This is a genomic window from Streptococcus infantis (assembly GCF_019929665.1).
GTDB classification, from domain to species: Bacteria; Bacillota; Bacilli; order Lactobacillales; family Streptococcaceae; genus Streptococcus; species Streptococcus infantis_H.
In genome coordinates this window covers 77,573-102,790 of sequence record NZ_JAHZPZ010000002.1, presented here as the reverse complement: position 1 = coordinate 102,790, position 25,218 = coordinate 77,573, and the positions used below count along the sequence as shown (strand labels likewise).

Below are 25,218 nucleotides of genomic sequence, written 5' to 3'. Positions count from 1 at the left end.
AAATAAGAAAAGGCTACTTGAGTTGTCAAATAGCCCTCTCTCAATTGCTCTTTTGAGCTTTTTATTTGATTGATAGACTTGATTATCCTATCATGTTTTCTGAAGCCTGTCAAGAAAGCGATTTTCATGTTTTCATAAAAAATATGATAAAATACTTGACTCTACCCTAAGGTAAGGGGATATACTATTCATGTGGGGAGGAAATCATGTACCATATCAAAGAAGCTGCGCAATTTTCAGGTGTCTCCGTCAAGACCCTCTACCATTATGATAAGATTGGACTCTTAGTTCCGTTAAAGTCAGAAAATGGCTATCGAACTTACAGTCAAGAGGATTTAGAACGACTTCAGGTTATCCTCTATTACAAGTATCTAGGCTTTTCTTTAGAAAGAATAGCAGAGTTATTGAAGGAAGATACGACAGATATATTGTCACATTTAACTAGACAGTTGGATTATTTAACCCAGGAGAGGCAACATCTGGATACCTTAATTTCAACCTTACAAAAAACCATTCAAGAACAAAAAGGAGAAATAAAAATGACCGTTCAAGAAAAATTCACTGGATTTAGCTACCAAGACAATCAAAAATACCACCAAGAGGCGGTAGACAAGTATGGCCAAGAAGTCATGGATCAAGCCCTTGATCGTCAAAAAGGACGAGAGGATGAGGTTGCATCAGCCTTTAATCAAGTCTTTCAAGCCTTGGCTCAAAATCTCAAAGCTGGTCTGCCGATAACAGAATCTGAAAATCAAGAGGAAGCAGCCAAGCTCTTACAAGCTATTCGTACTTATGGATTTGACTGCTCTATCGAGGTCTTCGGTTATATCGGCCAAGGCTATGTCTATAATCCAGAGTTCAAGGAAAACATTGACAAATTTGGGCCAGGAACAGCTCAATACACTTCAGATGTTATTGCCCACTATGTTAGAACTCAGACAAAATAAAAATCGGCGGAGTAATCTCTGCCGATTTCTTACTTTAAAGTTTAATCATAATGCAGACTTCCTGCCACCCAGCCGGTGCAGAGGGCGGAAGTGATGTTAAAGCCACCTGTGTGGGCATTGATATCTAGTACTTCGCCAGCAAAGTGGAGTCCAGGAACCAATTTACTTTCTAGCGTTTTAGGATTGATTTCCTTGAGGCTGACCCCTCCCTTAGTCACAAAGGACTTGGCAAGGGACATCTTCCCTGTTACAGGAATCTTGAGGGACTTGATAGACTGGATAAGTTGGTCCCGTTCTTTTTCAGTTAGCTGTTTAACTTTTTCAGGGTATCCTTGGACAAAGAATTCTGCCAAGCGTTCTGGCAACAAAGATTTCAAGGCATTTTTTAAGGATTTTTCACGGTTTTCTTCTAGAAAATTTATTAAGTCGCCTTCAGAAAGTTGTGGCAAGACATCTAAAGATAGGATTTCGCCACCCTTGACAAAGCTTGACATACGCAGAGCAGCGGGACCAGATAAACCAAAGTGGGTAAAGAGCAGGTCATGGGTAATAACATGCTTACCACAGCTAAGAGTTACATCGTCTAGGGAAATTCCCTGCAAGGCCTTATGCGGGAAATCAGTCAATAAGGGACTTTCAGCAGCCTCAAGTTCGGTAATGGTGTGTTTGAAATGACGGGCAATCTCGTGGCCAAAACCAGTTGAACCAGTAGAAGGATAGGATTTGCCACCAGTTGTGACGATGAGTTTATCACAAGTAAAGGTCTGGTCTGCGGACTTAAGGACAAACTGGTCGTCTATCTTTTTAACAGAAACAATCTCTGTTTGAGTAGCAATTTGCCCGCCTAGTTCCGTAATTTTCTTCTCCAGAGCCTCGATTATGGTTCGCGATTTATCGCTGGCTGGGAAGACACGTCCGTGGTCTTCAACCTTGAGTTTAACACCATTTTCCGTGAAAAAATTAATGATATCATGGTTATCAAACTGGGAGAAGACACTGTAAAGAAATCGCCCATTGCCTGGGATTCCAGCTAGTAGGTCGTCTAAAGTGCTGTTGTTAGTTACATTGCAACGACCACCACCAGTTCCAGCTAATTTTTTTCCAAGTTTCCGATTTTTTTCAATGAGAAGGGTTTTCTGCCCGTAAAAGCTACTGGAAATCGTAGCCATCATACCAGCAGGGCCACCTCCGATGACAATAGTATCAAAATGTTTCATAAGAGTATTGTACCATAAAAAAACAAGAGATGATTAGACATCTCTTGTCAGATTTATTAGTTGATTTCGTATCCCATGAGGAGCCCACCTTCTTCCGCATAGAAACTGCAGAGTCCAGAAGTTGGGATGATTCTAATGTCAGCTTGTGGGTATTTTTCTCGTAAGAGCTCTGAGAGCTGTTGGCAGAATTTTTCATTGCTGCGGTGAGCCATGACGATACGCCCACCAGCGTAGCCAGCTTTGATTAACTCTTCATAAGCAGCCTGAAGAGACTTTTTAGCACCACGAGCCTTTTGGAGGAGTTCTAAGGTTCCGGTTTCGCTTGCTTCCCCGACCATACGAATATTGAGGAGCCCGACAACTGTACCAATAAGCTTACTCAATCGACCGTTTTTAACCAAGTTATCCACTTTAGCAAGAACGAACAACAACTTCGTTTTTTCTTGGTAAGTAGTAATCACTTCAACCACTTCTTCAAAAGAAAGTCCTTGGTCAATCAAGTCATTGATTTTCTCAACAATTAAGTCTACCTCTCCACCAGCAGACAAACTATCAATAACGTGAATCTGAGTGTCAGGGTGGTCTTCGAGATAGATATTCTTAGCTAATTGAGCACTATTGTGGCTACCAGAGAGAGTTCCAGTGATAGTCACTACAAAAATATGTTTGGCACCTTCGAATGCTCGTAAGTAATCATCAGGACTAGGGCAGGCTGATTTTGAAGCTTCAGAAGTCGCATACATAGTTTCCATCATCTTATCGATATCCAGATTGGCATCATCGACAAAGACTTGATCTGCTACCTGAATCTTTAAGGGAACACTGACAAATTCAGTATCAAAAGCAAGGTTTTCCAGCTGGCGATAATCACAACCAGAGTCAGCTACAATCTTCCAAGTCATAGAAATTCTCCATCTTTATCACTTATACATTGACAAAGGTTCTGTCTTTTTTTACAATTATATCATGAAAGCCCTTGAAACAAAAGTAGTACCTCTCTGTTGTCACAAGTAGAAAGAAATTGTTATGTCTGAACGTAAAATATCTGAAAAATCGCTTGAAAACCTTAGAAAATCAAATCAAGAATCTAATTTGCTAACCAGAGAAGCGATTGAAACAGCTCTTTTGCAACTCTTGGAGAAAAAAGAGTTGGCTAAGATTAGCATTTCTGAGTTAGTCAAGCGTGCTGGCGTTTCTCGTGCAGCTTTTTATCGAAACTATGATTCAAAAGAAGAGATTTTAGAAAGTGTCTTTAAACGTAGCGTCCATAATATCATGGAGCAATTAGGCCATTACGATGTTAAAACAGACCTTTATCTCGTATGGGTTCACCTCTTTAGAGAAGCCAAGAAAGAAGCCAAAGTTATTCAGCTTGCCCTAGACTATCACTTAGAAAAAATCTTTGTGCAAGCCATGCAAGAATTTCTAGAAAAATACTATGGAAAATCAAAAGGTGTCAGTTCTTACCTGCATTCTTTTTGGAGTTCGGCCATCGTATCGGTCTTGCTTAAATGGATCAAGGATGGGATGAAGGTTCCTGCTGAAAAAATCGCAGATTTACGCCTGCCATTTTTCAAAAAATAAAACATGAGGAGAAATGCTATGACAGAAAAAAGACTAGCTTGGGATGAGTATTTTGCTGCTCAAGCCCTATTGATTGCCAATCGCTCAACCTGTAAACGTGCCAAGGTAGGAGCTGTTTTAGTCAAGGATAACAAGGTTATTTCAACAGGCTATAATGGTTCTGTATCAGGAACAGAGCATTGTATAGATCATGACTGTCTGGTGATTGAAGGCCACTGTGTCCGCACTCTTCATGCAGAAGTGAATGCTATCTTACAAGGGTCAGAGCGTGGCGTTCCAAAAGGTTTCACAGCCTATGTCACTCATTTTCCATGCCTCAACTGTACAAAACAACTGCTTCAGGTAGGTTGTGAGCGTGTTGTTTATATCAACCAATACCGTATGGATGACTATGCCCAACACCTTTATCAAGAAAAGGGAACAGAATTAACTCACCTACCACTTGAAACAGTGCAGGCAGCTCTCCAAGAGGCTCACCTAATCTAGAAATTATAAAAAAAATAAATGGTTTAGAAAGCTTTTTAAACCATTTTTTGATATAATAAGAAGAATAAATTGAAAGAAGGAATTCTGAAAATGGGAAAACTTGAAGTTATTAATCATCCACTGATTCAACACAAATTATCAATCTTGCGTCGCACTGACACTTCTACAAAAGCTTTTCGCGAACTAGTAGACGAGATTGCAATGTTGATGGGATATGAAGTGCTTCGTGATCTTCCACTTGAAGATGTAGAAATCGAAACACCTATCACAAAAACAGTTCAAAAACAGTTGGCTGGTAAAAAATTGGCGATTGTCCCAATCTTGCGTGCAGGTATTGGTATGGTTGATGGACTATTGAGTTTGGTTCCAGCAGCAAAAGTTGGTCACATTGGTATGTACCGTGACGAAGAAACCCTTCAACCAGTAGAATACTTGGTAAAATTACCTGAAGATATTGACCAACGTCAAATTTTTGTAGTTGATCCTATGCTTGCAACAGGTGGATCAGCAATTTTGGCTGTAGACTCTCTCAAAAAACGTGGAGCTTCAAACATTAAGTTTGTCTGCCTTGTATCAGCTCCAGAAGGTGTGAAGGCACTTCAAGCAGCACACCCTGATGTAGAAATCTTTACAGCAGCTTTGGATGAACGCTTGAACGAACATGGTTACATCGTTCCAGGTCTTGGAGATGCTGGAGACCGCTTGTTCGGAACAAAATAAGATTCTAAAGTGATATTGAGACTATAGCCTAGTCTTAGTTTTGAAAGGAGGTTGAATTTTTGTATCTGTTAGTAGGATAGAGCAAAAATTTGACCTTTTTTGACCAAGGATATATAATAATCCTATTAACAAAGAAATTAGAAATCAAAAGGAGAAATGAATGATTCCTGTAGTTATTGAACAAACAAGTCGTGGAGAACGCTCGTATGACATTTACTCACGTCTTCTTAAGGACCGCATTATCATGTTGACTGGACCAGTCGAAGACAATATGGCAAACTCAGTTATCGCCCAATTACTTTTCTTGGATGCCCAAGATAGTACAAAAGATATTTACCTTTATGTAAACACTCCTGGAGGTTCTGTATCAGCTGGTTTGGCAATCGTTGATACTATGAACTTTATCAAGGCAGATGTCCAAACTATCGTTATGGGAATGGCAGCCTCAATGGGGACTGTCATTGCATCAAGTGGAGCAAAGGGTAAACGTTTCATGCTTCCAAATGCAGAATACATGATTCACCAACCAATGGGTGGTACAGGTGGTGGTACTCAGCAGACTGATATGGCCATCGCTGCTGAACACTTACTTAAAACTCGTAAGACTTTGGAGCAAATCCTAGCAGATAATTCTGGCAAATCTGTTGAGCAAATCCATAAAGATGCTGAACGTGATTACTGGATGAGCGCTCAAGAAACTCTTGACTACGGTTTTATTGACGAAATTATGGCTAATAATTCTTTGAATTAAACTACTAAAGCAAGCTCGACTGAGCTTGTTTTTTTTGATATAATAGAAGGAAGATTGTAAGAAGGAAGTTGAATTATGTTTCAAAAAGAGAATCGGTCTGGTCTGATTATCTATTTATACTATAATCGCGATGCTAAAAAACTCGCAAATTATGGTGATATTTGTTACCACTCAAAAAAACATCGTTACCTACAACTTTATGTTCCAACAGAGGAAGTAGAAGAGCTGGTAAATCGTTTAGGAAAAGAGAAATTTATCAAGAAAGTGAGAGTTTGTCATATCCAAGAATTGGAAACTCCTTTCGTTGGGAACCTTTATAAAACTAGCGAAAACGTTATCATTTAAAAAGTGAGAGAAACTTGTTGACAATTTTCTGATAATTCGGTATATTCTTAACATGTAATTTAAATTGAACATTAAAAGGAGATAAACATGAAGAAAAAATTTGCATTGTCACTTGTAGCTCTTGCAAGTACAGCTCTTTTAGCAGCTTGTGGGGAAGTGAAGTCAGGAGCTTCAAACACAACTGGTAACCCAATTGATGAAAAAGTTGTAAAAATTGGTTTCAACTTCGAAGAAACTGGTGCTGTAGCATCTTACGGTACTTCTGAGCAAAAGGGTGCTCAACTTGCAGTTGATGAAATCAACGCAGCAGGTGGTATCGATGGAAAACAAATCGAAGTAGTCGACAAAGATAACAAATCTGAAACTGCTGAAGCTGCTTCTGTTTCAACAAACCTTGTGACTCAATCTAAGGTAGCAGCTATTGTAGGACCTGCGACTTCAGGTGCAACTGCAGCGGCAGTAGCAAATGCTACACAAGCTGGAGTTCCATTGATTTCTCCAAGTGCTACTCAAGATGGTTTGACAAAAGGTCAAGATTTCCTCTTCATCGGAACATTCCAAGATAGTTTCCAAGGAAAAATCATCTCAAACTACGTTTCAAACAAATTGAACGCTAAGAAAGTGGTCTTGTATACAGATAACTCAAGTGACTACGCTAAAGGTATTGCAAAATCTTTCCGTGATTCATTCAAAGGTGAAATCGTAGCAGACGAAACATTTGTATCAGGTGATACAGACTTCCAAGCAGCTTTGACAAAAATCAAAGATAAAGACTTTGATGCAATCGTATTGCCAGGTTACTATACAGAAGCTGGTAAGATTGTAAACCAAGCTCGTGGTATGGGAATTGATAAGCCAATCATCGGTGGTGACGGATTTAACGGTGCAGAATTTGTTCAACAAGCAACTGCTGAACGCGCATCAAATATCTACTTCATCTCTGGATTCTCAACTACTGTTGATGTTTCAGATAAAGCAAAAGCCTTCCTTGAAGCTTATCGTGCAAAATATAACGAAGATCCTTCAACATTTGCAGCTCTTGCTTATGACTCAGTTTACCTTGTAGCTAATGCAGCAAAAGGTGCAAAAACTTCAGTTGATATCAAGAACAATCTTGCTAAAACACAAAACTTCGAAGGTGTTACAGGTCAAACAAGCTTTGATGCAGATCATAACACTGTGAAAACAGCCTTCATGATGACCATGAATAATGGTAAAGTAGATGCGGCAGAAGTCGTAAAACCTTAATTTTATAGATATCGTAAATGGGGAATGAGCTTTTACTCACTCCCTGTTTCGGTATTTATAAAGGGATTATTTTTTTATAAAATCCTAAAAATAAAACTTAGAAAGAGTGAACCATATGCTTCAACAACTTGTCAATGGTTTAATCTTGGGTAGTGTCTATGCCTTGCTAGCCCTTGGTTATACTATGGTTTATGGAATTATCAAGCTTATTAACTTTGCCCACGGTGATATCTATATGATGGGTGCTTTCATGGGTTATTTCTTGATTAATTCCCTCCATTTAAATTTCTTTTTAGCCTTAATTTTGTCCATGATTGGTTCAGCAATTCTCGGTGTTATCATCGAGTTTCTAGCCTACCGTCCACTCCGACATTCAACTCGTATCTCTGTATTGATTACTGCTATCGGGGTATCCTTCTTGCTTGAGTATGGAATGGTCTATCTAGTAGGTGCCAATACACGCGCCTTCCCTCAAGCAATCCAAACAGTTCGTTATGACTTGGGTCCAATCAGTCTAACAAATATTCAATTGTTGATTTTGACAGTTTCGATTGTCTTGATGATTCTTTTGCAACTCATCGTGCAAAAAACAAAAATGGGGAAAGCCATGCGTGCCGTATCTGTAGATAGTGATGCAGCTCAGTTAATGGGGATCAACGTAAACCGTACAATCAGTTTCACCTTTGCATTAGGATCAGCTCTGGCTGGTGCAGCAGGTGTCTTGATTGCCCTTTACTACAACTCTCTTGAACCATTGATGGGAATGACTCCGGGTATTAAGTCATTCGTGGCTGCCGTTTTAGGTGGTATCGGTATTATTCCTGGTGCAGCTCTCGGAGGTTTTGTGATCGGACTATTGGAAACTTTTGCAACAGCCTTCGGAATGTCAGATTTCCGTGATGCTATCGTGTACGGAATCTTGCTATTGATCTTGATTGTTCGTCCAGCTGGTATCCTTGGTAAGAATGTGAAAGAGAAGGTGTAAACAATGAAAGAAAATTTAAAAGTTAATATTCTCTGGTTGCTCCTTTTGTTGCTTGGATATGGTGTGATTAGCTTATTAGTTTCGTTTGGTATTTTAAACCTTTTCCATATTCAGATTCTAGAACAAATCGGTATCAATATTATTCTTGCAGTAGGACTTAACCTTATCGTTGGTTTCTCTGGTCAATTTTCTCTTGGACATGCTGGGTTCATGGCTATCGGTGCCTATGCAGCAGCCATTATTGGTTCTAAATCTCCAACTTATGGTGCCTTTTTTGGAGCTATGTTGCTTGGTGCTATCATTGCTGGTTTGGTTGCTTTGGTCGTTGGAATTCCTACCCTTCGTTTGAAGGGGGATTACCTTGCAGTTGCGACACTTGGGGTTGCTGAAATTATCCGTATCCTAATCGTCAATGGTGGTGATTTAACAAACGGAGCTGCTGGTATCCTTGGTATTCCAAACTTTACTAATTGGCAAATGGTATACATTTTTGCCGTGATTACGACAATTGCAACGCTGAATTTCCTTCGTAGTCCAATCGGTCGTTTAACCTTGTCTGTTCGTGAAGATGAAATTGCAGCAGAGTCTGTCGGGGTCAATACAACAAAAATCAAAATTATCGCATTTGTATTTGGAGCTATGACTGCAAGTATTGCAGGTTCCCTTCAAGCAGGATTTATTGGTTCTGTTGTGCCAAAGGATTATAGCTTTATCAATTCTATCAACGTTTTAATTATCGTTGTATTTGGTGGCTTGGGATCAATTACAGGAGCAATTGTCGCTGCGATTGTTCTTGGTATTTTGAATATGTTCCTTCAAGATGTGGCTAGCGTTCGTATGATTATCTATGCTTTGGCCTTGGTACTTGTTATGATCTTCAGACCAGGAGGCCTTCTAGGAACATGGGAATTGAGCCTATCAAAACTCTTTAAAAAAGGTAAGAAGGAGGGGCAAAACTAATGGCATTACTTGAAGTAAAACAGTTAACCAAGCATTTTGGTGGTCTGACTGCTGTTGGAGATGTAACTCTAGAATTGAACGAAGGTGAACTTGTTGGCTTGATTGGACCGAACGGAGCTGGGAAAACAACTCTTTTCAACTTGCTGACAGGAGTTTATGAACCAAGTGAAGGAACAGTAACCTTAGATGGTCACTTGTTAAATGGCAAGCAACCTTATAAAATTGCTGCTCTTGGTTTAGGGCGTACCTTCCAAAACATCCGCCTCTTTAAAGACTTGACAGTTTTGGATAACGTTCTTATTGCATTTAGTAACCATCATAAACAACATGTTTTTGCAAGTTTCTTGCGCTTGCCAGCTTTTTATAAGAATGAAAAAGAATTAAAAGCCAAAGCCTTAGAATTACTAAAAATCTTTGATTTAGATGGTGATGCTGAAACCTTAGCTAAAAACTTAGCCTATGGCCAACAACGTCGTTTGGAAATTGTTCGTGCCCTTGCTACAGAACCTAAAATCCTCTTCTTAGATGAGCCTGCAGCAGGTATGAACCCCCAAGAAACTGCAGAATTGACTGAGTTGATCCGTCGCATCAAGGATGAATTCAAGATTACCATCATGCTGATTGAACATGATATGAACTTGGTCATGGAAGTCACTGAACGTATCTATGTTCTAGAGTACGGTCGTTTGATTGCTCATGGGACACCAGATGAAATCAAGAACAATAAACGTGTTATCGAAGCTTATCTTGGAGGTGAAGCCTAATGTCTATGTTAAAAGTTGAAAACCTCTCAGTTCACTACGGTATGATTCAAGCTGTACGTGATGTGAGCTTTGAAGTTAATGAAGGGGAAGTTGTTTCACTTATCGGTGCTAATGGTGCAGGTAAAACAACCATCCTTCGTACCCTATCAGGACTTGTGCGCCCAAGTTCTGGTCGAATTGAATTTTTGGGACAAGAAATCCAAAAAATGCCTGCACAGAAGATTGTGGCATCAGGACTTTCTCAAGTACCAGAAGGACGTCATGTCTTCCCTGGTTTGACTGTTTTGGAAAACTTGGAGATGGGAGCCTTTCTTAAGAAAAATCGTGAAGAGAATCAAGCAAATTTGAAGAAAGTCTTCTCTCGTTTCCCTCGTTTGGAAGAACGTAAAAATCAAGATGCGGCTACTCTATCTGGTGGTGAACAGCAGATGCTTGCCATGGGACGTGCACTCATGTCAACGCCTAAACTACTTTTATTAGATGAACCATCAATGGGGCTTGCGCCAATCTTTATCCAAGAAATTTTTGATATCATCCAAGATATTCAAAAACAAGGAACAACAGTTCTCTTGATTGAGCAAAATGCTAATAAAGCACTAGCTATCGCTGACCGAGGATATGTTCTTGAGACAGGAAAGATTGTCCTATCAGGAACAGGAAAAGAACTCGCAGCATCAGATGAAGTCAGAAAAGCATATCTAGGTGGCTAAACTAGTCTGGGAGACTAGTTTAGGTTGTGGATGGAGATTGCGCACGCAATCCCACTATAGTCTGGGGGACCTTTTTAGTCGGCAGATAAAGATTGCCAAGCAATCCACATCTAGTCTTAGAGATTGTTTTAGTCGGCGGATAAAGATTGCAAAGCAATCATACAATCTACATGAGTATAAGATTAAGGGCTCTAAGTTGAGCTCTTTTTCGTAAAGTCCTTCAGATTTTTCTGAATCTTGAAAAAGAAATGAAAGCGTTTGATAGCTTTCCGTAAAAAGTGTATAATAAAACTATAAACATAAAGGAGATTTCCTATGGCAGTTAAAGATTTTATGACACGCAAGGTCGTTTATATCAGTCCTGATACAACTGTTGCACACGCAGCAGATTTGATGCGCGAGCAAGGCTTGCACCGTCTCCCTGTTATTGAGAATGATAAATTAGTAGGCTTGGTAACAGAAGGGACAATCGCTGAAGCTAGTCCTTCAAAAGCGACTAGTCTTTCAATCTTCGAGATGAATTATTTGCTTAATAAGACCAAAGTAAAAGACGTCATGATTAGAGATGTTGTTACTGTCTCAGGCTATGCAAGTTTAGAAGATGCAACTTATCTCATGCTTAAAAATAAGATTGGTATTTTGCCAGTTGTTGATAATGGACAATTGTATGGAGTCATTACAGATCGCGATGTATTCAGTGCCTTTCTTGAAATCGCTGGTTATGGTGAAGAGGGAATCCGTGTTCGTTTTATCACAGAAAATGAAGTTGGGGTCTTAGGTAAGATTGTTTCTTTAATTGTTGAAGAAAATCTTAATATCTCTCACACTGTTAACATTCCGCGTAAGGATGGTAAAATTGTTATTGAAGTACAAATTGAGGGAAGCATTGACCTTTCTTCATTGAAAAAGAAATTCGAGGATGAAAATATTCTCGTTGATGAAATTACAAAAACTTCTGCAAAAAAACTCTAAAAAGAAAAATATAACTTACTTTAAGCTTGCGAAAAAAATTTTTTTCTAGTATAATAGTTTATTGTGAGCAAACCTCACTTACCCCTTGCAAAGGCTTGGGGTCATTAGACCAAAAGGAGGAACATATCAATGGCTAAATACGAAATTCTTTATATCATTCGTCCAAACATTGAAGAAGAAGCGAAAAACGCTTTGGTAGCACGTTTTGACTCTATCTTGACTGACAACGGTGCAACTGTTGTTGAATCAAAAGATTGGGAAAAACGTCGTCTTGCATACGAAATCCAAGATTTCCGTGAAGGACTTTACCACATCGTTAACGTTGAAGCAAACGACGACGCAGCTCTTAAAGAGTTTGACCGTCTTTCAAAAATCAACGCTGACATTCTTCGTCACATGATCGTCAAACTTGACGCGTAAGAAGGTAGATTATGATTAACAATGTTGTACTTGTAGGGCGTATGACACGTGACGCTGAGTTACGTTATACCCCATCAAATGTAGCAGTTGCGACTTTTACTCTTGCAGTAAACCGTACATTCAAGAGTCAAAATGGCGAACGTGAGGCTGATTTTATCAATGTCGTTATGTGGCGCCAACAGGCTGAAAATCTTGCTAACTGGGCTAAAAAAGGCTCTCTTGTCGGGATTACAGGTCGTATTCAGACTCGTAGTTACGATAACCAGCAAGGACAACGTGTCTACGTGACAGAAGTCGTAGCTGAAAATTTCCAAATGTTGGAAAGCCGTAGTGCTCGTGAAGGACAAAGTGGTGGAGCTTATTCTGCACCAACTGCTAGTCATGCAGCACCTACAAATTCAGTACCTGACTTTTCACGTGATGAAAATCCATTTGGATCAACCAATCCTTTGGATATTTCAGATGATGATTTACCATTCTAATGGACAATTAATACTATAAAGGAGAAAAAACATGGCTCAACAACGTCGTGGCGGATTCAAACGCCGTAAAAAAGTTGATTACATCGCAGCAAACAAAATTGAATATGTTGATTACAAAGATACTGAGCTTCTTAGCCGTTTCGTTTCAGAACGTGGGAAAATCCTTCCACGTCGTGTAACTGGAACTTCAGCTAAAAACCAACGTAAAGTAACAACAGCTATCAAACGCGCGCGCGTAATGGCTTTGATGCCTTTCGTAAACGAAGATTAAAGAAAAGACCCTTACGGGTCTTTTTTTCACGAGATAGTTTTTTTCTGACCTTGGTGTGCTATAATGGCAATAGAAAGAGTAAAGGTGGGTAAGTCAAAGATGAATTGTAGGATTAGAAATATGATTAAGTCTGATATTGAATCCTTATCTCATGGATTTATGAATCAGGGTTGGCCTGGTAGAGAGGAAATTTTAGCTAGATATTTTCTGGAACAGGAAAGTGGGGAGAGAGAAGTCTTAGTTGCAGAGATTGATGGTGCTGTAGTGGGCTACATTACCATTTTGCCCTCTGCTAAACATGGTCCTTTTGCAGAAATCTATCCAGAATTATCAGATTTTAATGTGTTTGAGCCTTTTCGAAATCAAGGGATTGGGAATCAACTGCTAGAAGAAGCAGAAAAACGAGTCAAGTTTGTTTCGAGTAAGGTCACTCTTGGTGTAGGTTTGCACTTAGGCTATGGCCCTGCCCAGAGATTGTATATCAGACGGGGCTACATTCCAGATGGGACAGGTGTCTGGTATCGAAATCAACCCTTGGAAATGAATGCAACTAGCCAAAATAATGATGATTTGGTTTTGTATCTAGTAAAGGAATTCGTATAAGAGACAAGGATTTTATTGGGGATGTGGGATTTCTCTACTTTATGGTATAATGGAAAGAGTGAATTGAAGGAGGTATTATGATGGATGCCAAGTTAAGATACAAGGCTAAGAAGATTAAAATTATCTTTTTTGATATAGATGATACTTTACGAAATTCAAAGACAGGTTTTGTTCCAAGTACTATTCCAACAGCCTTTAAACAATTACGTGATAAAGGAATTTTGACAGGAATTGCGACTGGTCGAGGTATTTTTGGTGTCGTCCCAGAGATTAAAGCCCTCAAACCTGATTTCTTTGTAACCTTGAATGGTGCTTATATTGAGGACAAAAAGGGCAATGTCATTTATAGTAACAAAATTGCTAAAGATAAGGTTGAAGAATATATTACTTGGACCAAAGAAGTTGGAATTGATTATGGTTTGGTGGGAAGCCAAGCTGCTAAACTATCAAGGCGAACAGAGATGATTAGCCAGGCGATTGACCCAATTTATCCTGATTTAGAGGTGGACCCTGATTTTTACCAAAAAGAAGATATTTATCAGATGTGGACCTTTGAGGAGCAGGGTGATGACCTTGTCTTGCCTGATACTTTGGCATCGACTTTACGTATGGTACGTTGGCATGAACATTCGTCAGATGTGGTGCCTATTTCTGGTTCTAAGGCAGCTGGAGTTGTCAAAGTGGCAGACCAATTAGGTCTTAAACCTGAAAATGTGATGGTTTTTGGGGACGGACTTAACGATTTAGAACTCTTTGATTATGCAGGCATTAGTGTCGCTATGGGTGTTTCTCATGAAAAAATCAAAGAAAAAGCAGATTATATTACAAAAACATTAGAAGAAGATGGCATCTTTGATGCCTTAGAAGGATTTGGTATGGTAGAAAAAGAATTACATTTTCCACAAGTAGACATTGAAACAGTAGAAGGTCCAATTGCGACTATTAAGACAAATCATGGGGATATGCGTGTCAAACTTTTCCCTGATCACGCACCAAAAACAGTAGCCAACTTTATTGCTCTATCAAAAGATGGTTACTATGACGGTGTGATTTTCCACCGTATTATTAAAGATTTTATGATTCAAGGTGGAGACCCAACTGGAACTGGTATGGGTGGTGAATCTATCTATGGTGAGTCATTTGAGGATGAGTTTTCAGAAGAACTTTACAATGTCCGCGGAGCCCTTTCTATGGCTAATGCTGGGCCAAATACAAATGGCAGCCAGTTCTTTATCGTGCAGAATCAACACTTGCCATATTCTAAGAAAGAAATTGCTCGTGGTGGTTGGCCAGAACCAATTGCGGAGATTTATGCAGAACAAGGTGGAACTCCTCACCTAGACCGTCGTCATACTGTATTCGGTCAACTTGCGGATGAAGCTTCTTACGAAGTTCTGGATGCAATTGCAGGTGTCGAAACAGGTGCAATGGACAAGCCAGTTGAAGATGTCGTAATTGAAACTATTGAAATTGAGGACTAAAATGAAAATCGGTGATAAGCTAAATGGCCGTATTACTGGGATTCAGCCCTATGGAGCTTTTGTTGAGTTAGAAACAGGAGTGACAGGCCTGATTCATATTTCGGAGATTCGGACAGGATTTATCGAGAATATTTACGAGGTTTTAAAAATCGGTGATGAAGTCCAGGTACAAGTAGTAGATTTTGACGAATATACAGGGAAGGCTAGTCTTTCCATTCGTACCTTGGAAGAAGAAAAACATCAACTTCCTAGACGGAGACGTTTTTCGAATGATCGCATCAAACATGGATTCGCGCCGCTTGGTCGCATGATGCCTGTTTGGACACGAGAAGCCTTGGAACATTTAAAGAAAAACAGTAATTGATATCCCTTAAATCATTGTGATGTTATTATATTTTGTTATAATAGAAGTATGAACGAAGAACAATTATTAAAATCAGGAGAGCGCATTAATCAACTCTTCTCTACAGATATCAAGATTATTCAAAATAGAGAGGTTTTCAGCTATTCAGTTGATAGTGTTCTCCTGTCGCGTTTCCCTCGTTTCCCTAAAAATGGGTTAATTGTGGATTTTTGTGCGGGCAATGGAGCTGTTGGACTGTTTGCCAGTAGCCGGACCAAGGCTAAAATTCTATCTGTAGAAATTCAGGAACGTCTTGCTGATATGGCTGAACGCTCAGTGCGTTTAAATGGGCTGGACGGACAGATGCAGGTCATCTGTGATGATTTGAAGAATATGCCTAGTCACATTCAGGGGAGCAAGGTTGATTTGATTTTATGCAATCCGCCTTATTTTAAAGTGGATCCAAATTCTAATCTGAACGAAAGTGAGCATTATCTTTTAGCTCGGCATGAAATTACAACCAATCTTAAGGAAATCTGTCGTAGTGCCCAGAGTATTCTCAAATCAAATGGACGTTTGGCAATGGTTCATCGTCCTGATCGATTATTAGATATCTTAGCTACGCTCCAACAGCATAATCTGGCTCCAAAACGTCTGCAATTTGTTTATCCTAAACGGGAGAAGGAAGCCAATATGCTTTTGATTGAGGCTATTAAGGACGGCTCCACTAGTGGTTTTAAGGTTTTACCACCACTCATTGTTCATAATAGTGATGGTACTTATACACCAGAAATTCAAGAGATTTACTATGGATCATAAGGCTTATATGTATGTGGTAGAGTGCCGTGATGCTTCCTACTATACAGGCTATACAACAGATGTGAAGAAACGGATTGCCGTGCACAATAGCGGTAAAGGAGCCAAGTATACACGAACTCGCTTGCCAGTAAAACTCATCTTTGCGGAAGGTTTTGACAGCAAGGAAGAGGCCATGTCTGCTGAAGCTCTTTTCAAGCGCAAGACACGCATGCAAAAAGAACATTATCTCAAAGAGTGTCAAAATAAGAATTTAGTCGATGCTTTTGATAAGTAATGAGGAGTCCTTTGGCTCCTCTTACTTTTGTCAAAAATTAAAAAAAATGCTACAATAAAGAGAATAAAGAAACGAGGTATTATCATGTCTAAGATTCTAGTATTTGGTCACCAAAATCCAGACTCAGATGCTATTGGTTCATCTGTAGCTTTTGCTTATCTTGCAAAAGAAGCTTACGGTTTGGATACAGAAGCGGTTGCTCTTGGAACTCCAAATGAAGAAACAGCTTTTGTCTTGAACTATTTTGGTGTAGACGCACCGCGCGTGATCACATCTGCTAAAGCAGAAGGTGCAGAGCAAGTCATCCTAACAGACCACAATGAATTCCAACAATCTGTTTCAGATATCGCTGAAGTAGAAGTTTACGGTGTGGTGGATCACCACCGTGTGGCTAACTTTGAAACTGCCAGCCCACTTTACATGCGTTTGGAACCAGTTGGATCCACATCTTCTATCGTATACCGCATGTTCAAAGAACATGGTGTAGCTGTACCAAAAGAAATCGCAGGTTTGATGCTTTCAGGTTTGATTTCAGATACTCTTCTTTTGAAATCTCCAACCACTCACCCATCAGATAAGGTGATTGCGCCTGAATTGGCTGAATTGGCTGGTGTGAACTTGGAAGAATACGGTCTTGCCATGCTCAAGGCTGGTACAAACTTGGCAAGAAAATCTGCTGAAGAATTGATTAATATCGATGCCAAGACATTTGAACTCAACGGAAACAATGTTCGTGTGGCTCAAGTCAACACAGTTGATATTGCTGAAGTCTTGGAACGACAAGCTGAAATCGAAGCAGCCATCCAAGCCGCAATTGCAGCTAACGGCTACTCTGACTTTGTCTTGATGATTACAGATATCGTCAACTCTAACTCAGAAATTTTGGCTCTTGGTGCTAATATGGACAAGGTGGAAGCAGCCTTCAACTTCAAACTTGAAAACAACCACGCTTTCCTTCCAGGTGCTGTTTCACGTAAGAAACAAGTGGTACCACAATTGACTGAAAGCTTTAATGCATAATCATATATGGGAAAGCCCATTGTTAAAAAGGAGTTTCGGCTCCTTTTTTGCTAGGAGAGAAGTATGTTAGAAAATGGCGATTTGATTTTTGTGAAAGATGATTCGAATATAGGACAGGCCATCCAGGAATCTACTGGTCACTATAGCCATGTGGCCATCTTTTTGGACGGACAGGTCTATCATGCTACGGTGGAAGGTGGCGTCCTTGCCCAGGATCCTGAGGACTTCTTTGAAGCTGGAAAAGTCTATGACCTTTATCACTATGAGCAGATTGATGGTGCAGAGGTCAAAAAGCGAGCAGAGAGTCTCTTAGGGGCTCCCTACAATGCTTCCTTTTATCCAGATGGAGATGGTTTCTATTGTTCCCAGTTTGTAGCAGAAATCCTCCCTATTTTTGAGACCATTCCCATGAAGTTTGGGGATGGTGAGCAAGAAATCAGTGATTTCTGGAAAGACTATTATCGAGAGTTGGGTCTTCCTGTACCTCTGAATCAGCCTGGCACTAACCCGAGTCAATTAGCAGCCTCTCCACTTTTAGTTTGTAAAGAAAGGAATCTTCATGATTCAGATTTTTAATCCATCTCGCTTGACGCGACAACCATTCTTTAGAGATTTGGTAGACTATCTTGATCAGCATGATGATGTTATCCTCCGTGAAATCAAGGCTCAGTTTCCAGAGATACCAGTTGATAAGTTTTTGGAGGAATACATTAAAGCGGGTTTGATTTTGAGAGAGAATAAACGCTATTATCTCAATCTCCCATTTCTAGAATCTACAGAATTTCTTGAACTAGACCAAGAAGTCTTTGTGAGCGATGATAGTCCTGTTTATCAAGAAATCCTGGAGAAAGATTTTAAGACAGAATTGCGCAATCAAACCAATGCGGCTATCCTAGAAGAACACACCGATTTTGCAAGGGAAAAGATGACCTTGTCTAATTACTTCTACAAGGTCAAGTTCCAGTATCCACTGACGGAAGAACAGCAGAGACTGTATGAAATTTTAGGGGATGTCAATCCTGAGTATGCTCTCAAGTATATGACTACTTTTTTGCTCAAGTTTCTTAAGAAAGATCAACTCATGCAGAAACGACGTGATATCTTTGTCGATAGTTTAGTTTTGTTAGGCTACATCGTTCAAAATGAAGAGGGGAAATATGAGTTAGCTGTAGAATTTGACAAAGAAAGACTCATATTTATAAAAAAATAAAGGCTAGGAAATTCCCTAGCCTTCTTTAAGTTCTTATAGAAAACGTTCTGCGATAGCTGCATCTCCAGCGTAGTCTTCCTTCTTGCCTTGGACGATTTGATAGCAATCAGCTCCTTTACCAGCGATAATCACAGCATCCAGTTCTTGATCTGTAACAGACATCGCAGCCTTGATAGCTAGCTCACGGTCAGCAATCTTTTCAACAGGACGATGGATGTAGCTGCTAATTTCATCAGCAATGGCCATTGGATCTTCATAGTTTGGATCGTCAGCCGTTAGAAATACTTGAATTTCAGGATGTTGATCGAGCAGAAGTCCAAAGTCCTTACGACGGCTTTCTCCCTTGTTTCCTGTTGATCCGAGTACTAAAGCAATCTTTCCAGTCTGATGTGTTTCAACGACTGAGATCAATTTCTTCAAGCTATCACCATTATGGGCGTAGTCGATGAAAACTTTTGCGCCATTTTTCTGAGTGAGAACTTCCATACGGCCAGGAACGCGTGTTGCAGCAATCCCTTTTTTGATGTCTTCAAGACTAGCACCTAAACGAAGGCAGGCAAGTCCTGCAGCGACTGCATTTTCTTGGTTGAAATATCCAATCAACTGGATATCATAATCGCCAGCTAATTTACCAGTAGCTGAGAAGCTAAAGGCTTTGAAGTTCTCGATTTGGTTACTTGACTGGCTACCGTAGAAGTCATGATCTTGGTTCTCAACTTGTTCTTTTAAGACAGAGAAGTGGTCCATATCGCTATTAATGACAACTGCTCGGCTATTTTTCATCAAGAGACGCTTGTGGTAGAAGTAGTCTTCAAAGGTTGGATGCTCAATAGGACCAATATGGTCAGGACTGATATTTAGGAACACACCTACATCAAAAGTAAGACCGTAAACTCGTTTCACCAAGTAGGCTTGACTGGAAACTTCCATAATAAGGTGGCTTCTTCCATTATCAACTGCCTGCGCCATCATATCAAAGAGGTCGATGCTTTCAGGTGTTGTCAGAGCAGACTTGAAGAAAGTTTTTCCGTCCAAAGTCGTATTCATAGTTGATAACATAGCAGGACGATGTTGCTGATTTAAGATATTGTAGGCGAAGTATGCCGCTGTTGTTTTTCCTTTGGTACCAGTGAAAGCGAGAAGTTTTAGTTTTTCCTGCGGATTGCCATAAAATTCCATGGCAATCAAACTCATAGCCTTCTTAATATCGCTAACAACGATGACAGGAATGCCTACTTCATAATCCTGCTCCGCTACATACCAACCGAGTCCTTGTGAGATTGCTGAAAGAAGAAATTCCTTCTTGAAAGCAGCTCCCTTAACAAAAAATAGGCTATTATCTTTTGCTTTTCGGCTATCGTAGCAGATGCTATCAAAAGTTACATCATTAAAATTATAGTGGTAATGTCCTTGGTCGATAATCTCACGGAAGAGATCGTCTTTCTTTAAAATATCTAATACGGTTTCAATCTTTATCATACTTTCTATTGTAAACTGAAAGTCTGAATTTTACAAGTAACAAGGAAAAGTTTATAATGGAAGATAAGGAACTTTTCCTAGTGATTAAAATTGAATGAGGAAGTTATGTCTAACGAAAATAATCATCAGCAGGCCCAGATGTTACGCGGGACTGCTTGGCTTACAGCTAGTAACTTTATCAGTCGCCTGCTCGGGGCTATTTACATTATCCCTTGGTATATTTGGATGGGAACATATGCTGCTAAGGCTAATGGTCTCTTTACCATGGGTTACAATATCTATGCTTGGTTCTTGTTGATTTCGACAGCAGGTATCCCAGTGGCGGTCGCAAAGCAGGTCGCTAAATACAATACCATGCATGAGGAAGAGCATAGTTTTGCCCTGATTCGAAGTTTCTTGGGCTTTATGACTGTGCTAGGACTTGCCTTTGCCTTGATCTTATACCTCTTTGCACCTTGGTTGGCGGACCTTTCCGGAGTCGGTAAGGACTTAATTCCAATTATGCAAAGTTTAGCGTGGGCTGTCTTGATATTCCCATCTATGAGTGTTATCCGTGGATTTTTCCAAGGGATGAATAATCTTAAACCTTATGCCATGAGTCAAATTGCTGAGCAGGTTATCCGTGTCATTTGGATGCTCTTAGCAACCTTTATCATCATGAAGCTCGGTTCAAAGGATTATCTATCAGCTGTTACCCAATCTACCTTTGCAGCTTTTGTGGGAATGGTAGCTAGTTTTGCAGTCTTACTTTATTTCCTTTATAAGGAAGGATTGCTCCAAAAAGTTTTTGAAACACGAGATAAGATTGACAGTAAGAGTCTTTTGGTTGATACGATTAAGGAAGCAATTCCTTTTATCTTGACTGGTTCGGCTATTCAGCTTTTCCAAATCTTGGACCAAATGACCTTTATCAATAGCATGAAGTGGTTTACCAACTATAGTAATGAAGACTTAGTTGTCATGTTTTCTTATTTCTCTGCCAATCCTAATAAAATCACTATGATTTTGATTTCGGTTGGAGTTTCGATTGGTAGTGTTGGTCTGCCTCTCTTGACTGAGAACTATGTCAAAGGGGATTTGCCAGCGGCTTCTCGTCTAGTTCAAGATAGTATCACCATGCTCTTCCTATTCCTCTTACCTGCAACGGTTGGAGTAGTCATGGTAGGTGAACCACTCTATACAGTCTTTTACGGTAAGCCAGATGGCTTGGCTATGGGCTTATTTGTCTTTGCGGTCTTGCAATCAACAATTCTTGGCTTGTACATGGTCTTGTCACCAATGCTTCAGGCGATGTTCCGTAACCGCAAGGCAGTCTTGTATTTTGTTTATGGCTCAATTGCGAAGATTGTTCTACAATTACCATCGATAGCTATTTTCCATAGTTATGGTCCTCTCATTTCAACGACTATCGGTCTTATCATCCCGAATGTCTTGATGTATCGTGATATCTGTCAGGTTACAGGTGCGCGTCGAAAGATAATTCTGAAGAGAACAATCTTAGTTACTATTTTGACTCTGGTTATGTTTATTCTAGTAGGACTCTTGCAATGGATTATTGGATTTGTCTTCCAACCAACTGGACGTTTCTGGAGTTTCCTATATGTCGCCTTAATTGGTACAATCGGTGGCGGGCTTTACGGAGTTATGTGTCTCTATACTCGACTTTTGGATAAGGTTATTGGACAGGAAAAAGCAAATCAGTTACGAGCACGATTAAAATTAACCTAATATTTTATAAATAAAATGAACGATTTGAATTTTTATCTATTGAAATGTTCAAATCGTTCATTTTTTATTAAAAAAATAGGATAAAATATAAAATTTGTTGAAAAAAATCTATAATTTGGTAAAATTTAGATAAAATCGCTTGACTAAAAAAAAACAATAGCTGTATAATGATACAAATATTTAAATTTGGAGGTTCTGTTTATGAAAAAGTCTAAAGCGAAATATCTGACGCTAGCAGGCGTTGCCCTAAGTGCAGGTCTGCTATTGGCGGCTTGTAGCAACTCAGCTAGTTCAACTAAAACATACAACTATGTATATAGTAGCGATCCGTCTAGTTTGAACTATCTTGCAGAAAACCGTGCAACAACCAATGATATCGTTACCAATTTGGTAGATGGACTCATGGAAAATGACCAGTATGGAAACTATATTCCATCTTTGGCTGAGGATTGGACTGTTTCTCAAGACGGTTTGACCTATACCTACAAACTGCGTAAAGATGCTAAGTGGTATACTGCAGATGGAGAAGAATATGCTCCTGTAACTGCCCAAGATTTTGTGACAGGTTTGAAATATGCGGCTGATAAAAAATCAGAAGCCTTGTACTTAGTGCAAGAATCCGTTGCTGGTTTAGATGACTATATCACTGGTAAAACAACAGACTTTTCAACTGTCGGAGTCAAGGCTCTTGATGACCAAACAGTTCAGTACACTTTGACACGACCAGAATCTTACTGGAACTCAAAAACAACGTCAACCATTCTCTTCCCAGTCAATGCAGATTTCTTGAAATCAAAAGGGGATGATTTTGGGCGGGTAGACCCATCTAGCATTTTGTATAATGGACCTTTCTTGATGAAATCCTTTGTTTCAAAATCTGTCATCGAATTCAAGAAAAATCCTAACTACTGGGATGCTAAAAATGTCTTTGTAGATGATGTCAAATTGGCCTATTATGATGGTAGTGATCAAGATGCACTGGCTCGTAACTATGTAGAGGGTGCCTATAGCTATGCTCGTCTTTATCCAAATAGTTCAAGTTTTGAAGGGATTAAAGAGAAGAATAAGGATAATATCATCTATAGCTTGCAAGATGCTACTTCTTACTTCTTAAACTTCAACTTAGATAGAAAATCATATAAATTCACTTCAAAAACAAGTGATGCTGAAAAGAAATCGACTCAGGAAGCGGTTCTTAATAAAAACTTCCGTCAAGCCATTAACTTTGCCTATGATCGTACAGCTTACGGGGCTCAATCTCAGGGAGAAGAGGGGGCAACTAAGATTTTGCGTAACTTGGTTGTTCCTCCAAACTTCGTAAGTATCAACGGAAAAGACTTTGGTGAAGTAGTGGCTTCTAAGATGGTGAATTATGGTAAAGAATGGCAAGGAATCAACTTTGCAGATGCCCAGGATCCATACTACAATCCAGAAAAAGCTAAGGCTAAATTTGCAGAAGCTAAGAAAGAACTCCAAGCCAAAGGAGTCCAATTCCCTATCCACTTGGATATGACAGTTGACCAAGCTGCTAAAAAGGGTGTTCAAGAGGCAAATTCTATGAAGCAATCTATTGAAGCAGCCTTAGGTGCAGAGAACGTTGTAATTGATATTCAACAACTCACTACTGAAGATTATGACAATACAAGCTATTTGGCTCAGACCGCAGCTCAGAAGGATTATGATCTTTACAACGGTGGTTGGGGTCCTGATTACCAAGATCCTTCAACCTACCTTGATGTCTTAAACATTAATTCTGGTGGTTTGTTGCAAAATCTAGGTTTAGAGCCAGGTGAGGCCAATGACAAGGCCAAGGCTGTTGGATTGGATGTCTACACTCAAATGTTGGAGGAAGCTAATAAGGAACAAGATCTTGTAAAACGCTATGAAAAGTATGCTGAGATCCAAGCGTGGTTGGTAGATAGCGCTTTAGCAATTCCAAATGTTTCTAAGGGCGGAACACCAACATTGAGAAAAATTATTCCTTTCTCAACACCATATTCATTGGCTGGTAATAAAGGGGTTGAATCATATAAATACCTCAAATTACAAGATAAGACAGTTACAAAAGATGAATATGAAAAAGCCAAAGAAAAATGGTTGAAAGAAAAAGAAGAATCTAATAAAAAAGCCCAAGAAGATTTTGCTAAACACGTTAAGTAATGACTCTAAATTTAAAAACGGTAACCTTTGATGAGGTTATCGTTTTTTATATAGTTTGAAACTATAACTAGCTCTTGAAAACAAGAAAACGAAGGATCCAAAATAAGTGGTACAATAGTTACTATAGATTTGGAGGTATTGTATGAGTAAATCATTTCACATCAACACAATTTTAGCCCAAGCAGGGATCAAGTCTGATGAGGCAACAGGTGCTTTGGTTACACCTATTCACTTTTCAACGACTTATCAGCACCCAGAATTTGGTCAATCAACTGGATTTGACTATACCCGCACCAAAAACCCAACTCGTAGCAAGGCAGAGGAAGTTTTGGCAGCTATTGAATCAGCCAAGTATGCTTTGGCGACTAGTTCAGGTATGTCTGCGATTGTGTTAGCCTTTAGCGTTTTTCCAGTAGGAAGTAAGGTTTTGGCTGTCCGTGACCTTTACGGTGGTTCTTTCCGCTGGTTCAATCAAGTGGAGCAGGAAGGACGATTCCACTTTACCTATGCCAACACAGAAGAAGAGCTAATTGCCGAGCTAGAAAAGGATGTGGATGTACTTTATATCGAAACACCAACCAACCCTTTGATGTTGGAATTTGACATTGAAAAATTGTCAAAATTAGCTCATGCTAAGGGTGCTAAAGTTGTCGTCGATAATACCTTCTATAGCCCGATTTACCAACGTCCAATTGAAGATGGAGCAGATATTGTCCTTCATTCAGCGACAAAATACCTTGCAGGCCATAATGATGTTCTAGCTGGTGTAGTTGTGACAGATAATGCTGATTTGTACGAAAAACTCTTTTACAATCTCAACACGACAGGGGCTGTTTTGTCACCATTTGATAGTTATCAATTGATTCGTGGTCTTAAAACATTGTCACTTCGTATGGAGCGCTCAACAGCTAATGCTCAAGAAATCGTAGCCTTTTTGGAACAATCACCTGCAGTCAAAGAAGTTTTGTATACAGGTCGTGGGGGAATGATTTCCTTTAAAGTGGCGGATGAAAAACGAATCCCTCATATCTTAAATACTTTGAAAGTATTCTCTTTTGCTGAAAGCCTGGGTGGTGTTGAAAGTCTGATTACCTACCCAACCACTCAAACCCATGCAGACATTCCTGCAGAAGTTCGTCATTCTTATGGATTGACAGATGACCTCTTGCGCTTGTCTATTGGTATTGAGGATGCTAGGGACTTGATTGAAGATTTGCGTCAAGCTTTGGAAGGATAAGA

At 39.6% G+C, this 25,218-nt stretch carries 29 protein-coding genes; 26 read left to right on the top strand and 3 right to left on the bottom strand.

Going from position 1 to position 25,218, the window contains the following annotated elements:
- The first annotated feature begins 206 nt into the window (after window positions 1-206).
- Window positions 207-947, top strand: a complete 741-nt coding sequence (locus K1I61_RS03865; protein WP_223333308.1) for a MerR family transcriptional regulator — start codon at window positions 207-209, stop codon at window positions 945-947.
- A gap of 41 nt (window positions 948-988) precedes the next feature.
- Here the strand turns inward: K1I61_RS03865 and aao are convergent, their stop codons facing one another.
- A complete protein-coding gene (gene aao, locus K1I61_RS03860; RefSeq protein WP_223333307.1) occupies window positions 989-2,164 on the bottom strand; it encodes an aminoacetone oxidase in 1,176 nt (391 codons plus the stop codon).
- A gap of 56 nt (window positions 2,165-2,220) precedes the next feature.
- Window positions 2,221-3,066 (bottom strand): DegV family protein, encoded by an 846-nt coding sequence (locus K1I61_RS03855; protein ID WP_223333306.1) that lies wholly within the window; start codon window positions 3,064-3,066, stop codon window positions 2,221-2,223.
- Between the two features lie 124 nt (window positions 3,067-3,190).
- Here K1I61_RS03855 and K1I61_RS03850 point away from each other — a divergent pair, with 124 nt between their 5' ends.
- The 22 genes from K1I61_RS03850 to K1I61_RS03745 all read left to right on the top strand — a co-directional run bounded on the left by K1I61_RS03850 (window position 3,191) and on the right by K1I61_RS03745 (window position 18,612).
- Window positions 3,191-3,748, top strand: a complete 558-nt coding sequence (locus K1I61_RS03850) for a TetR/AcrR family transcriptional regulator (protein ID WP_016466600.1) — start codon at window positions 3,191-3,193, stop codon at window positions 3,746-3,748.
- Window positions 3,749-3,766: 18 nt separating this feature from the next.
- Window positions 3,767-4,234: a deoxycytidylate deaminase gene (locus K1I61_RS03845; RefSeq protein ID WP_006155564.1), complete on the top strand. Its 468-nt coding sequence runs from the start codon at window positions 3,767-3,769 to the stop codon at window positions 4,232-4,234.
- Between the two features lie 90 nt (window positions 4,235-4,324).
- Complete coding sequence (upp, locus tag K1I61_RS03840; protein WP_004252365.1) at window positions 4,325-4,954, top strand: uracil phosphoribosyltransferase; 630 nt, start codon at window positions 4,325-4,327, stop codon at window positions 4,952-4,954.
- Between the two features lie 160 nt (window positions 4,955-5,114).
- A complete protein-coding gene (gene clpP, locus K1I61_RS03835) occupies window positions 5,115-5,705 on the top strand; it encodes an ATP-dependent Clp protease proteolytic subunit ClpP (RefSeq protein WP_004252366.1) in 591 nt (196 codons plus the stop codon).
- A 75-nt stretch (window positions 5,706-5,780) separates the two neighbouring features.
- Window positions 5,781-6,050 carry a YlbG family protein gene (locus tag K1I61_RS03830; protein ID WP_004252368.1) on the top strand — a complete coding sequence of 90 codons (270 nt, stop codon included), beginning with the start codon at window positions 5,781-5,783 and terminating at the stop codon, window positions 6,048-6,050.
- Between the two features lie 87 nt (window positions 6,051-6,137).
- Window positions 6,138-7,298: an ABC transporter substrate-binding protein gene (locus tag K1I61_RS03825; RefSeq protein WP_004252370.1), complete on the top strand. Its 1,161-nt coding sequence runs from the start codon at window positions 6,138-6,140 to the stop codon at window positions 7,296-7,298.
- Window positions 7,299-7,413: 115 nt separating this feature from the next.
- Window positions 7,414-8,283, top strand: coding sequence for a branched-chain amino acid ABC transporter permease (locus K1I61_RS03820; RefSeq protein ID WP_214262189.1), 870 nt, complete (start codon window positions 7,414-7,416; stop codon window positions 8,281-8,283).
- 3 nt (window positions 8,284-8,286) lie between these two features.
- Complete coding sequence (locus tag K1I61_RS03815) at window positions 8,287-9,243, top strand: branched-chain amino acid ABC transporter permease (RefSeq protein WP_006151638.1); 957 nt, start codon at window positions 8,287-8,289, stop codon at window positions 9,241-9,243.
- The gene (locus K1I61_RS03810; RefSeq protein ID WP_006151788.1) at window positions 9,243-10,007 is read left to right on the top strand and encodes an ABC transporter ATP-binding protein; all 765 of its coding nucleotides are present in this window, start codon (window positions 9,243-9,245) and stop codon (window positions 10,005-10,007) included. The genes K1I61_RS03815 and K1I61_RS03810 overlap by 1 nt, the downstream gene beginning before the upstream one ends.
- Window positions 10,007-10,717, top strand: a complete 711-nt coding sequence (locus K1I61_RS03805; protein WP_006151996.1) for an ABC transporter ATP-binding protein — start codon at window positions 10,007-10,009, stop codon at window positions 10,715-10,717. Before K1I61_RS03810 ends, K1I61_RS03805 begins: the two co-directional genes overlap by 1 nt.
- A gap of 315 nt (window positions 10,718-11,032) precedes the next feature.
- The gene (locus K1I61_RS03800; protein ID WP_006148127.1) at window positions 11,033-11,689 is read left to right on the top strand and encodes a CBS domain-containing protein; all 657 of its coding nucleotides are present in this window, start codon (window positions 11,033-11,035) and stop codon (window positions 11,687-11,689) included.
- Between the two features lie 129 nt (window positions 11,690-11,818).
- Window positions 11,819-12,109 carry a 30S ribosomal protein S6 gene (gene rpsF / locus K1I61_RS03795; RefSeq protein WP_002896497.1) on the top strand — a complete coding sequence of 97 codons (291 nt, stop codon included), beginning with the start codon at window positions 11,819-11,821 and terminating at the stop codon, window positions 12,107-12,109.
- 11 nt (window positions 12,110-12,120) lie between these two features.
- Window positions 12,121-12,591, top strand: coding sequence for a single-stranded DNA-binding protein (locus K1I61_RS03790; RefSeq protein WP_036755226.1), 471 nt, complete (start codon window positions 12,121-12,123; stop codon window positions 12,589-12,591).
- A 31-nt stretch (window positions 12,592-12,622) separates the two neighbouring features.
- A complete protein-coding gene (gene rpsR, locus K1I61_RS03785) occupies window positions 12,623-12,862 on the top strand; it encodes a 30S ribosomal protein S18 (RefSeq protein ID WP_000068664.1) in 240 nt (79 codons plus the stop codon).
- Between the two features lie 99 nt (window positions 12,863-12,961).
- Entirely contained in the window at window positions 12,962-13,465 is a 504-nt protein-coding gene (locus K1I61_RS03780) for a GNAT family N-acetyltransferase (RefSeq protein WP_223333304.1), read from the top strand.
- A gap of 80 nt (window positions 13,466-13,545) precedes the next feature.
- Window positions 13,546-14,946 carry a bifunctional Cof-type HAD-IIB family hydrolase/peptidylprolyl isomerase gene (locus K1I61_RS03775; RefSeq protein WP_223333302.1) on the top strand — a complete coding sequence of 467 codons (1,401 nt, stop codon included), beginning with the start codon at window positions 13,546-13,548 and terminating at the stop codon, window positions 14,944-14,946.
- A 1-nt stretch (window position 14,947) separates the two neighbouring features.
- Complete coding sequence (locus tag K1I61_RS03770; protein WP_004252382.1) at window positions 14,948-15,310, top strand: S1 RNA-binding domain-containing protein; 363 nt, start codon at window positions 14,948-14,950, stop codon at window positions 15,308-15,310.
- Window positions 15,311-15,358: 48 nt separating this feature from the next.
- A complete protein-coding gene (locus K1I61_RS03765) occupies window positions 15,359-16,108 on the top strand; it encodes a tRNA1(Val) (adenine(37)-N6)-methyltransferase (protein WP_223333300.1) in 750 nt (249 codons plus the stop codon).
- The gene (locus tag K1I61_RS03760) at window positions 16,098-16,382 is read left to right on the top strand and encodes a GIY-YIG nuclease family protein (RefSeq protein ID WP_223333299.1); all 285 of its coding nucleotides are present in this window, start codon (window positions 16,098-16,100) and stop codon (window positions 16,380-16,382) included. Before K1I61_RS03765 ends, K1I61_RS03760 begins: the two co-directional genes overlap by 11 nt.
- A gap of 84 nt (window positions 16,383-16,466) precedes the next feature.
- On the top strand, window positions 16,467-17,402 hold the full coding sequence (locus K1I61_RS03755) for a manganese-dependent inorganic pyrophosphatase (protein WP_223333298.1): 936 nt from the start codon (window positions 16,467-16,469) through the stop codon (window positions 17,400-17,402).
- A gap of 63 nt (window positions 17,403-17,465) precedes the next feature.
- Window positions 17,466-17,978, top strand: a complete 513-nt coding sequence (locus K1I61_RS03750; RefSeq protein WP_223333297.1) for a YiiX/YebB-like N1pC/P60 family cysteine hydrolase — start codon at window positions 17,466-17,468, stop codon at window positions 17,976-17,978.
- Entirely contained in the window at window positions 17,962-18,612 is a 651-nt protein-coding gene (locus K1I61_RS03745) for a DUF1803 domain-containing protein (RefSeq protein ID WP_223333296.1), read from the top strand. The genes K1I61_RS03750 and K1I61_RS03745 overlap by 17 nt, the downstream gene beginning before the upstream one ends.
- A gap of 33 nt (window positions 18,613-18,645) precedes the next feature.
- On the opposite strand, the gene K1I61_RS03740 is transcribed toward K1I61_RS03745, so the two are convergent.
- Window positions 18,646-20,091, bottom strand: a complete 1,446-nt coding sequence (locus tag K1I61_RS03740) for a UDP-N-acetylmuramoyl-L-alanyl-D-glutamate--L-lysine ligase (RefSeq protein WP_223333295.1) — start codon at window positions 20,089-20,091, stop codon at window positions 18,646-18,648.
- A 105-nt stretch (window positions 20,092-20,196) separates the two neighbouring features.
- On the opposite strand from K1I61_RS03740, the gene K1I61_RS03735 reads away from it, so the two are divergent.
- From K1I61_RS03735 to K1I61_RS03725, 3 genes are all read left to right on the top strand, one after another.
- Complete coding sequence (locus tag K1I61_RS03735; RefSeq protein ID WP_223333293.1) at window positions 20,197-21,819, top strand: putative polysaccharide biosynthesis protein; 1,623 nt, start codon at window positions 20,197-20,199, stop codon at window positions 21,817-21,819.
- Between the two features lie 201 nt (window positions 21,820-22,020).
- Window positions 22,021-23,979, top strand: a complete 1,959-nt coding sequence (locus K1I61_RS03730) for a peptide ABC transporter substrate-binding protein (RefSeq protein ID WP_223333291.1) — start codon at window positions 22,021-22,023, stop codon at window positions 23,977-23,979.
- Between the two features lie 142 nt (window positions 23,980-24,121).
- Window positions 24,122-25,216, top strand: coding sequence for a cystathionine gamma-synthase (locus K1I61_RS03725; protein ID WP_223333289.1), 1,095 nt, complete (start codon window positions 24,122-24,124; stop codon window positions 25,214-25,216).
- The last annotated feature ends 2 nt before the right edge of the window (window positions 25,217-25,218 follow it).

Excerpts from the sequence above, each read along its gene's own strand:
- K1I61_RS03865 (WP_223333308.1), top strand. The coding sequence starts at position 207 with ATGTACCATATCAAAGAAGCTGCGCAATTTTCAGGTGTCTCCGTCAAG.
- aao (WP_223333307.1), bottom strand. The coding sequence starts at position 2,164 with ATGAAACATTTTGATACTATTGTCATCGGAGGTGGCCCTGCTGGTATG.
- K1I61_RS03855 (WP_223333306.1), bottom strand. The coding sequence starts at position 3,066 with ATGACTTGGAAGATTGTAGCTGACTCTGGTTGTGATTATCGCCAGCTG.
- K1I61_RS03850 (WP_016466600.1), top strand. The coding sequence starts at position 3,191 with ATGTCTGAACGTAAAATATCTGAAAAATCGCTTGAAAACCTTAGAAAA.
- K1I61_RS03845 (WP_006155564.1), top strand. The coding sequence starts at position 3,767 with ATGACAGAAAAAAGACTAGCTTGGGATGAGTATTTTGCTGCTCAAGCC.
- upp (WP_004252365.1), top strand. The coding sequence starts at position 4,325 with ATGGGAAAACTTGAAGTTATTAATCATCCACTGATTCAACACAAATTA.
- clpP (WP_004252366.1), top strand. The coding sequence starts at position 5,115 with ATGATTCCTGTAGTTATTGAACAAACAAGTCGTGGAGAACGCTCGTAT.
- K1I61_RS03830 (WP_004252368.1), top strand. The coding sequence starts at position 5,781 with ATGTTTCAAAAAGAGAATCGGTCTGGTCTGATTATCTATTTATACTAT.
- K1I61_RS03825 (WP_004252370.1), top strand. The coding sequence starts at position 6,138 with ATGAAGAAAAAATTTGCATTGTCACTTGTAGCTCTTGCAAGTACAGCT.
- K1I61_RS03820 (WP_214262189.1), top strand. The coding sequence starts at position 7,414 with ATGCTTCAACAACTTGTCAATGGTTTAATCTTGGGTAGTGTCTATGCC.
- K1I61_RS03815 (WP_006151638.1), top strand. The coding sequence starts at position 8,287 with ATGAAAGAAAATTTAAAAGTTAATATTCTCTGGTTGCTCCTTTTGTTG.
- K1I61_RS03810 (WP_006151788.1), top strand. The coding sequence starts at position 9,243 with ATGGCATTACTTGAAGTAAAACAGTTAACCAAGCATTTTGGTGGTCTG.
- K1I61_RS03805 (WP_006151996.1), top strand. The coding sequence starts at position 10,007 with ATGTCTATGTTAAAAGTTGAAAACCTCTCAGTTCACTACGGTATGATT.
- K1I61_RS03800 (WP_006148127.1), top strand. The coding sequence starts at position 11,033 with ATGGCAGTTAAAGATTTTATGACACGCAAGGTCGTTTATATCAGTCCT.
- rpsF (WP_002896497.1), top strand. The coding sequence starts at position 11,819 with ATGGCTAAATACGAAATTCTTTATATCATTCGTCCAAACATTGAAGAA.
- K1I61_RS03790 (WP_036755226.1), top strand. The coding sequence starts at position 12,121 with ATGATTAACAATGTTGTACTTGTAGGGCGTATGACACGTGACGCTGAG.
- rpsR (WP_000068664.1), top strand. The coding sequence starts at position 12,623 with ATGGCTCAACAACGTCGTGGCGGATTCAAACGCCGTAAAAAAGTTGAT.
- K1I61_RS03780 (WP_223333304.1), top strand. The coding sequence starts at position 12,962 with ATGAATTGTAGGATTAGAAATATGATTAAGTCTGATATTGAATCCTTA.
- K1I61_RS03775 (WP_223333302.1), top strand. The coding sequence starts at position 13,546 with ATGGATGCCAAGTTAAGATACAAGGCTAAGAAGATTAAAATTATCTTT.
- K1I61_RS03770 (WP_004252382.1), top strand. The coding sequence starts at position 14,948 with ATGAAAATCGGTGATAAGCTAAATGGCCGTATTACTGGGATTCAGCCC.
- K1I61_RS03765 (WP_223333300.1), top strand. The coding sequence starts at position 15,359 with ATGAACGAAGAACAATTATTAAAATCAGGAGAGCGCATTAATCAACTC.
- K1I61_RS03760 (WP_223333299.1), top strand. The coding sequence starts at position 16,098 with ATGGATCATAAGGCTTATATGTATGTGGTAGAGTGCCGTGATGCTTCC.
- K1I61_RS03755 (WP_223333298.1), top strand. The coding sequence starts at position 16,467 with ATGTCTAAGATTCTAGTATTTGGTCACCAAAATCCAGACTCAGATGCT.
- K1I61_RS03750 (WP_223333297.1), top strand. The coding sequence starts at position 17,466 with ATGTTAGAAAATGGCGATTTGATTTTTGTGAAAGATGATTCGAATATA.
- K1I61_RS03745 (WP_223333296.1), top strand. The coding sequence starts at position 17,962 with ATGATTCAGATTTTTAATCCATCTCGCTTGACGCGACAACCATTCTTT.
- K1I61_RS03740 (WP_223333295.1), bottom strand. The coding sequence starts at position 20,091 with ATGATAAAGATTGAAACCGTATTAGATATTTTAAAGAAAGACGATCTC.
- K1I61_RS03735 (WP_223333293.1), top strand. The coding sequence starts at position 20,197 with ATGTCTAACGAAAATAATCATCAGCAGGCCCAGATGTTACGCGGGACT.
- K1I61_RS03730 (WP_223333291.1), top strand. The coding sequence starts at position 22,021 with ATGAAAAAGTCTAAAGCGAAATATCTGACGCTAGCAGGCGTTGCCCTA.
- K1I61_RS03725 (WP_223333289.1), top strand. The coding sequence starts at position 24,122 with ATGAGTAAATCATTTCACATCAACACAATTTTAGCCCAAGCAGGGATC.